Raw genomic sequence first — 7,788 nt, 5'->3', positions numbered from 1 at the left:
CCGAGTGACGTGACTCCAGCCTGCTCCAGGCGTCCTTCCGTGCCTCACGAGCGCATTCCTGGTCGGCTGCTTCGAGATCGCTCGCCGAGCCTCCATCCACGTTTTCCCCAATGAGTCCGGCAGCCTAAGATGCCGGCCCGTATGGCTTCCTCTCGCCGCCCCTCCCGCAGGCCCGCCGAACCGTCCGAAGAGTCCGGAGCGGATAGCACCCGCATCAAGTCCGCCGCCGAGCTCCGTCGGAATGCCCCCCGCCAGGAGGCGGAGGCCTACCCCGAGCAGTTGCCGTTCTCCGAGGAGGAGGGGGACTACGACGGCGGCACGGGCGAGGAGGACATTCCCGCGCTGGAGGACGACGACGACAACCCGGACGCCACGCGCGCCGGCCCGCCCCTGTCGCTGGAGATCATCGAAGGCCCGGACGAGGGCAAGCGCAAGCGCTTCAAGACCGTGCGCATGGTCATCGGCCGGGGGCTCGACTGCGAGCTGGTGCTCAACGACCAGTCCGTGTCGCGCCGCCACGTGGAGCTGGTGTTCGGCGGCGAGAGCGGCGTGCTGCTGCGCGACCTGGGCAGTGGCAACGGCACCAAGGTGAACGACGAGCGCGTGGACGAGCGCAACCTCGTCCACGACGACGTCATCGCCATTGGCCGCACGAGCCTGCGCTTCGTGGACGAGCGGGAGCGCGTCAAGCGCATGCGCGCCGAGGCCGAGGAGGCGGAGCGCAAGGAGAAGGAGGAGGCCGAGCGCCAGGCCCGCGAGAAGGAGGAGGCCGAGAAGAAGGCCGCCGAGGCCGCGGCCGCGGGGGCCCCGTCGGCCGAGGGCGGTGAGTCGGCGGCCAATGGCCAGGAGGAAAAGAAGACGGAGGTCCGCCACATCAACGACATCCCGCGCCGCGACCCGCCCAAGCAGAACCGGATGGGGCTCATGGCGGCGGCCGTGTTGGTGGTGCTGATCGCCCTCATCGGCGGAGGCGTCCTCTTCATCAAGCGGGGCCCGCCGCCCCCGCCGCCGCCCAACCCCAAACAGGAGATGGCCCGGACGCTCCTTCAGGAGGCACGCAAGGCCTTCCGGAGCGGGGACCATGCCGAGGCGGTGCGGCTGGCGGAGGAGGCCGAGGCGAGCTTCCCGGGCGTGGACCCGGAGGGCTTCCTGAACGAGGCCCGCAGGGAGCTGTCCATCGTCCAGGCGTTCGCGCGGGTGCGCCAGCTCCTGGAGGAGCACCACTTCGACGAGGCGCGCGAGCTGCTGGAGAAGACGCCGAATGGCGTCGCGCAGGGCACGGAGGACCAGCGCAAGAAGCTCGAGGCCGAGGTGGAGACGCGGGCGGTCGAGTACCTGGTGAAGCAGGTGGAGTCGGCGCTGGAGGCCCGGGACGTGGAGAGCGCGCGGGCGCTCATCCAGCGGCTGCCCCTGGAGCGCCAGCCGCGCTACCTGGGCAAGCTGGGGGAGCTGCAGTCGTTGCTCGCCGCGGAGGCCGCGGACTCGGCGGCTCAAGACAGGGCCCAGCGGGCCGCCGCCGCCCGGCGCTCCAAGGAGCAGCGCGAGGCGTTCATCGTCGCCACCTTCAGCTCGGTGGAGTCGCGCTTCACCGCGGGCGACTACTCGCGCGCCGCGCTCGAGTGCGATCGGGTCATCGACGCCAACCGCTCCGACAAGGAGATCCGCGAGCGGGCCAGGCAGCTCAAGACGCTCATCCCCCAGTTCGCGCGCGTCTATCAGGACGCCCAGCGCAAGCTTCAGTCGAACGCGCTGGAGTCCGCGGCTCGCCCGCTGCGCACCTCGGCGGAGCTGTACCGGCGGATCGGCTTCCAGGGCCCCCTCGGGGACACCCTCGATGGCCAGCTCGCGGTGTCGGCCGTCGTGGCGGGCAAGGCGGCGCTGGTGCGCAACGACATCGCCACCGCGGCCAGCTTCCTCAACGAGGCCCTGCGTCTGCGTCCGGACGACGCCAAGGCCCGCGCGGCGATGGACACCATCCAGGGCAAGCTGGAGGACCTGTTCAAGCAGGCCTACGTCCAGCGCGACAGGGATCCCGAGGGCTCCGCGCAGAAGTTCCGCCTGATTACCCAGCTTGCCGCCGAGGGCTCCGAGGTGAAGAGCCTGGCCGAGGAGCAACTCCTGGCCCTCGAACAGCCGTGAGTGGGTTAGGGTGGGGCATGGTGCGAGGAGGAGAGGGATGAACGAGTCATCGTTACGGGAACTGGGGATGGACCTCCTGGAGGACCGCCAGTTCGAGCGGGCGCTCGCCGTGTTCGCCGAGGCGGTGCGTCGGATGCCCGCGGATCATCGCTCGCGGCTGCTGTCGGCACGGTGTCTGGCGGAGCTGGGGGAGCGCGAGCGGGCGGTGACGGTGTACCACGCCTGCGCCGAGGGGCTGCTGCGGCGCGACTACCTGCTGTCCGCGATGGCGGCGTGCAAGCTGGGGTTGGAGCTGGCGCCCCAGGAGCGGCGGCTGCGGGACACGCTCATCCGGCTGCACGCGCGCGCGGCGCGCAACGTGGCGGGACGGGCCTCGGTACCTCCGCCGCTGCCGCCCGAGACGCTCTTCGACGGCAAGGTGGAGACGGACCTGATGGGGCTGGCCGGCGAGGAGCTGAGCGACCGGGCCATCGAGGTGCTTGCCGCGCCGGACCCGGGCGGTTCCGCCAACCCGAACGACCGGCCGCCCCTGCCGCTCTTCGCGGACCTGGAGCGCGATGCCTTCATCGACCTGGTGGCCCGCATGGGCTACCGGAGCTTCAAGCCCGAGGGCGTGGTGAGCGCCGAGGGCGACAACACGGATCGGCTGCACGTCATCGTCGCGGGCAAGGCGGAGGTGACGCGGCGGGCGGAAGGTGAGGAGCGGACGCTGGGCTTCCTCGGGGGCGGCTCCATCTTCGGAGAGCTGACGCTGCTGACGGGCGCGCCGCCCTCGGCCACCGTCACGGCCGTCTCGGACATGGAGGTGTTCGAGATCCGCCGCGAGCACCTCAACGCGGTGGCCAAGAGCTTCCCGTCGGTGCCGCAGGTGCTGGCCGCCTTCGCGCAGAAGCGAATGGAGCGCAACCTGACGGCCAACTCGCCGCTGTTCCAGCCCATGCCCGAGTCCGAGCGGGCCGCGCTGCTCCAGCGCTTCTCCTTCCGGGCGCTGCAGCCCGGGGAGAAGGTGCTGGTGGAGGGCGAGCACTCGCCGGGCCTCTTCCTGGTGCTCGCGGGGGAGCTGGTGGTGCAGAAGGAGGATCCGGCGGGCGGCACCGTGCGCCTGGGCGTGCTGCGCGAGGGCGAGGTGGCGGGGGAGATCTCCCTGCTCACCGGCCTGCGCGCCACGGCGACGGTGGTGTCGCTGCGCAAGACGGCCACGTCCTTCCTGGAGCGCGGGGCCTTCAACGAGCTGGTGAAGACGTACCCCCACATCAAGAAGTACCTGGAGCAGCTCTCGGATCGCCGGCTGAAGCAGATTGGCGAGGCGCTACGACCCGCGGAGATCCTCGACGCGGACGAACTGCTGCTGGAAGGCGAAGGGACCGGGACGGCGTGAAGTGGGAGAGCGCATGGTGACGTTGTCGAGAGGGCACGTGCTGGGGTTGGCGCTGGCGCTGCTGGCCGCGGGCGCGGTGCTGGCTTTCTGGCCCCGGGAGGAGCCCGGGGTGAAGGAGGCCATCACGCGCAAGGTGATTCAGATGACCGAGTCCGCCGAGCGCAAGGACATGGCGGAGCTGATGGAGGGGGTCTCCGACAACTTCCAGACGGGCGAGGGGTGGAACAAGCAGCAGGTGAAGGGCGTGCTGCTCGGTCAGGTGCTGCGAGGCAGCTGGGTCCGCATCTTCGTGAAGGATCTGAACGTCACGGAGGTGAATCCGAGCCGGGGCGACGTGCAGATGAAGATCATCTTCGGTCGCTCCGAGGCGGAGCAGCTCGAGACGCTCGCGCAGGACAGCGTGCTGAGCGCCTACATGATCGAGGGCACGTTCGAGAAGCAGGACGACGGGGAGTGGCGCATCGTCCAGGCGCGCCACCGCTCCTTGAGCCCGACCGAGCTGTTCTAGTTACCGCAGCAGCGTGTCCGCCTCGGTCTTCCAGGCCTTGGCCATGGAGGACTGTCCCGCGGCCACCAGCCGCTTCTCCACGTCCGAGGCCTTGGCCTTCAACGTCTCCGGGGCCGTTCCCAGCAGCCGCTCGCGGCTCAGCCCGAAGAAGTAGTGCTGGCACCCGGTGGCGTACTCGCCCTTGGCGAAGAGCAGCTCGCCCATGGCCGCGTAGGCCTCGGGCATGGCGCCCTGGCCGCTCTCCGGGGCCACCTCCACCAGCAGCGGGCGCGCCCCGTCGTAGTCCTTGCGCGCCATCAGCAGCGCGGCCTTCGCGTACTGCGCACGCGCCAGGCCCACGCCCTTCACCGCCAGGGCCCGGTCATAGGCCCCCATGGCGTCCTCCGCGCGGCCCAGGCCCTCCAGCACGTTGCCCCGCGCCAGCCAGTAGCGCTCATCCCGCTCCAGCGCGCTCGCCGTCTTGCCCTCGGCGACGGACACCTGGACGTCCCGGAAGACGGTCTCGTAGGCGTCCAGCAGCCCGAGCGCGCCCTCGCCATCCCCCGCCTGTTGGAGCGCCCGCGCGCCGTCGAGGTAGAGCAGGGGAGCCGTGCGCCGCTTCGCCACCGCCTCCTGGAAGCCCGCGCGCGCTCCCGGGTCCTTCTTCAAGGCCAGCGCCCGTGCGCGCACGAAGAGGGCATGGTGCTCGTCCGGGGTGATGGTGAGCGCCTCCTCGGCGGCCGTCCGGGCCTCGTCCGCGTTGCCCTGCGTCAGCGCGAGCGCCGCCCGCACCACCCGCGCGCGGGCCTTCAGCGACGGGCTGAGCTCCGCCTCCCGCGCCAGCACCTCGGAGATCGTCCGGGTCGCCTCGTCCTGCCCCATCCCCTGGTACAGCTGGGCGAGCACCAGCGAGAGGCGCGCGCGCAGGTGGTCCGGGTTGGCGGCCGTGGCCCGCTTCAGCGCCTCGGCGGCCTGGACGTACATGCCCTCGTCGAGCAGGGCCTCGCCATGGGCCACGGCGTAGCGCGGCTCCCTCCAGCCCGCCTCGCTCGCCCGAGCGAAGGCCTGCCGTGCCTCCGAGAGCCGTCCGCGCGCCAGCAGCGCCTCGGCCTCGGCCAGCGCCAGCTTGGGGCTCTTGGCCCCCTGCGTCTTCAACCCTTCGAGGTACTGCTCCGCCTCGGTGGCCTTGCCCTCGGCCAGCAGCACCAGCGCCTTGGCCCCGTGGCGCTCACCGGAGCGCGAGTCCAACGCCTCGGCGCGGGCCAGGTGCTCGCGGGCGCGGGCCTCCGCCTCGGGCTGGCGGTACTCCAGCCACAGCCGCGCGTTCACGTCCGCGGCCAGGGCCTGGGCGTCTCGTGCGTCCGCGTCGAGCTGGAAGAGGGCGTCCAGCTCCGTCAGCGCCTTGCGCAGGTCCGCCGGGTTGTCGCGCTGGGCCGCGATGCGCGCCGCCTTCATCCGCGCTTCCACCTTCTGCTTCACCGTGCCGCGGTGCACCAGGAACGTCACCGCTCCGGCCAGCACCACCGCCACCACCCCCACCTGCACGAGCGCGCTCGTCAGGCTCTCCCGCCGCCGCCCGCCCGGGTGTCCGCCGTTGGTTCCATCCTTCGCGGCCATGGAGACTCCTTCCCGAAACGAGAATTTGAATGCTTTCAGACGTTTATGTAATGAGACGATGGGCCCGCTCGTAGATAGGACCGGTACCCCGGGGTGTCAACGCGGGGCGGCCGGCGCGGGGCGGCGAATGTTCCCCGGAAGGACATCATCATCATGGCGCTCTACACCACGCTCGATGCGGACACCTTCGCCCGGCTCTCGGAGGCCTACGGCCTGGGGCCCGTGCGCGAGTCCACCGGCATCCCCCAGGGCTCCATCAACTCCAACTACCGGCTGGTGACGACCTCGGGGCGCTACTTCGTGCGGCACACCACGGTGCGCTCGGCGGCGGATCTGCGCTTCGAGGCGGATCTGCTGGCGCTGCTCAACGAGTCCCACTGCCCCGCGCCGCGGCTCGTCTCCACGCGCGAGGGCCAGCCCTTCCTGGAGCTCCAGGGGGGGCGGGTGAGCGTCTTCGCGTGGCTGCCGGGCGAGGAGCTCACCCGCGCGCAGCTCACCCCCGAGCACCTGGAGGGGCTGGGCATGGAGCTGGGCAAGCTGCACCGCGTCACCCTGTCCTTCGCGGGCTCGCGCACCAACCCCTACGGCCCCGAGGTGGTTCGCGGCTGGCTGGAGGGGCTGCGCCAGCACCCGGACGTGGAGCTGTCCGCCATCGCCGCCGAGCTGGAGGTCTATCTGGCGCGGGCCCAGGAGGAGCGCGGGGGGTTGGAGCCGCGCGGCGTCATCCACGCGGACCTCTTCATGGACAACGTGAAGTGGTTGGGGGACCGGGTGAGCGCCCTCTTCGACTTCGAGATGGCCTGCCGGGACGCGTACGGGCTGGACGTGGCCATCACCCTCAACGCGTGGTGCTTCGAGGACGGGGAGTACCAGCCGGAGCTGTGCCGGGGGCTGCTGCGCGGCTACCAGGTGCAGCGCACGCTGGTGCCGGCGGAGCTGGAGTCCCTCTTCGGCCACGCCCTCTTCGGTGCGGTGCGTTACACCGCCAGCCGCATCCGCGACTTCCACCTCTCCGGGCTGCCGCCTGACAAATTGGCACCGAAGGACTTCCGCACCTACCTCGCCCGGGCCCGGGCCCTGGCGCAGATGGGGGCCGGGGGCCTGCGCGCGCTCGCCGGGGTGTGAGCGCGCGCCGCCAGCGTCAGCGACTCAGAAGCCGGAGACGATCCTCCACTGGTTGTCCTCCTTCTGGAGGTGCATCTGCTCCAGCTCGGACTCGCGCTGGGGCCTGTCGAGCAGCCCCGGCACCCGCCAGCTCGCGTTCCAGTAGTAGATGACGGTGGCCACCCCGTTCTTCTTCAGGTCGACCTGGCGGATGTCCAGGTCCACCCGGGGCGACTCGAGCCGGGAGAGGAGGGCGGGGAGCGCCTGGGGCAGGTTGTCGTAGGTGAGATCGTCCTCGGGGTCCTCGGTACCGGCGTTGTCGCGGAAGGACTTCGAGACGAGCTGCTGGATGGCCCTGGCATCGCGCGCCTCGATGGCGACGCGGTACTGCTCCATCACCTTGAGGATGGCGCGGGAGTCATCGGTGTCGGGGATCTGCGTGCCCGGGATGTTGCGGGGAGCGCAGGCCGCGGCGAGCAGCAGGACGGCACTGGCGAGGAGCAGGCGGACGTTCATGGTCGTGAGTCTCCGTGAGGGACAACCGGGCAGGGGGAGGTGCATTCCCCATGCCGGAAGGGTGAGGCCGGTGCGTCTAGCGGAAGGTGTCGCGGGGCACCAGGGGGCCGCGGAAGTGGCTGTCGTCGAAGTCGCAGCGCTCCACCCACTCGGTGGCCACGGTGCGGAAGGCGGGGCCGAAGTCGGGCAGGGCGCCGGCCTCGTGGCGCACGGCCCCACAGTCCCCGGCCAGGTAGGCCGTTTCCACCCGGAGGCGGAGGGCCTCGCGGCGGATGGCCTCGGGCAGCTCGCCCTCCAGGGACCGGGAGAGGTGGTGCAGGGCCTGGGCGGGGGCGTCCACCTGGCGCAGCCGTCGGCCGAGGAGGTAGTGCAGGTAGGGGTCCTTCGGCGTGGCCTCCAGGGCGGTGGCCAGCCGTAGCAGGCGCAGCTCCTCGTGCGTCTCCCGGAAGTAGGCCTGGACGGGGCCGGCGCGGGCCTCGGACTCCAGCGCGGCGAGCTTCACCTGGGCGGTGCGCGTCACCTCCGGGCTGGGGGCGAGCGCGAGCAC

Annotated in this window: 6 protein-coding genes and 1 pseudogene; 4 read left to right on the top strand and 3 right to left on the bottom strand. The window is 71.5% G+C overall.

Features of this window, described 5'->3' with window-relative positions; genetic code table 11:
• Positions 1-141: 141 nt before the first annotated feature.
• The 3 genes from VF794_RS33820 to VF794_RS33810 are packed head-to-tail and all read left to right on the top strand — an operon-like array spanning position 142 to position 4,025.
• Complete coding sequence (locus tag VF794_RS33820) at positions 142-2,139, top strand: FHA domain-containing protein (protein ID WP_331117247.1); 1,998 nt, start codon at positions 142-144, stop codon at positions 2,137-2,139.
• A gap of 37 nt (positions 2,140-2,176) precedes the next feature.
• Positions 2,177-3,517 carry a cyclic nucleotide-binding domain-containing protein gene (locus VF794_RS33815; protein WP_331117246.1) on the top strand — a complete coding sequence of 447 codons (1,341 nt, stop codon included), beginning with the start codon at positions 2,177-2,179 and terminating at the stop codon, positions 3,515-3,517.
• Between the two features lie 13 nt (positions 3,518-3,530).
• Positions 3,531-4,025 carry a hypothetical protein gene (locus VF794_RS33810; RefSeq protein WP_331117245.1) on the top strand — a complete coding sequence of 165 codons (495 nt, stop codon included), beginning with the start codon at positions 3,531-3,533 and terminating at the stop codon, positions 4,023-4,025.
• Here VF794_RS33810 and VF794_RS33805 read toward each other — a convergent pair whose 3' ends face one another.
• Positions 4,026-5,621, bottom strand: a complete 1,596-nt coding sequence (locus VF794_RS33805; protein WP_331117244.1) for a tetratricopeptide repeat protein — start codon at positions 5,619-5,621, stop codon at positions 4,026-4,028.
• A gap of 153 nt (positions 5,622-5,774) precedes the next feature.
• Between VF794_RS33805 and VF794_RS33800 the strand changes: the two genes are divergently transcribed.
• Positions 5,775-6,746 carry a homoserine kinase gene (locus VF794_RS33800; protein WP_331117243.1) on the top strand — a complete coding sequence of 324 codons (972 nt, stop codon included), beginning with the start codon at positions 5,775-5,777 and terminating at the stop codon, positions 6,744-6,746.
• Between the two features lie 24 nt (positions 6,747-6,770).
• On the opposite strand, the gene VF794_RS33795 is transcribed toward VF794_RS33800, so the two are convergent.
• Both VF794_RS33795 and VF794_RS33790 read right to left on the bottom strand, forming a co-directional pair.
• Complete coding sequence (locus VF794_RS33795; protein ID WP_331117242.1) at positions 6,771-7,241, bottom strand: DUF4440 domain-containing protein; 471 nt, start codon at positions 7,239-7,241, stop codon at positions 6,771-6,773.
• Between the two features lie 76 nt (positions 7,242-7,317).
• Positions 7,318-7,788: pseudogene (locus tag VF794_RS33790) on the bottom strand (hypothetical protein); the annotation flags it as partial.

Source organism: Archangium sp. (assembly GCF_036389735.1).
In the GTDB taxonomy this organism is placed as follows: Bacteria; Myxococcota; Myxococcia; order Myxococcales; family Myxococcaceae; genus Archangium.
Note: the sequence above shows the minus strand (reverse complement) of the source record. Positions and strands in the feature narration are given on the sequence as shown.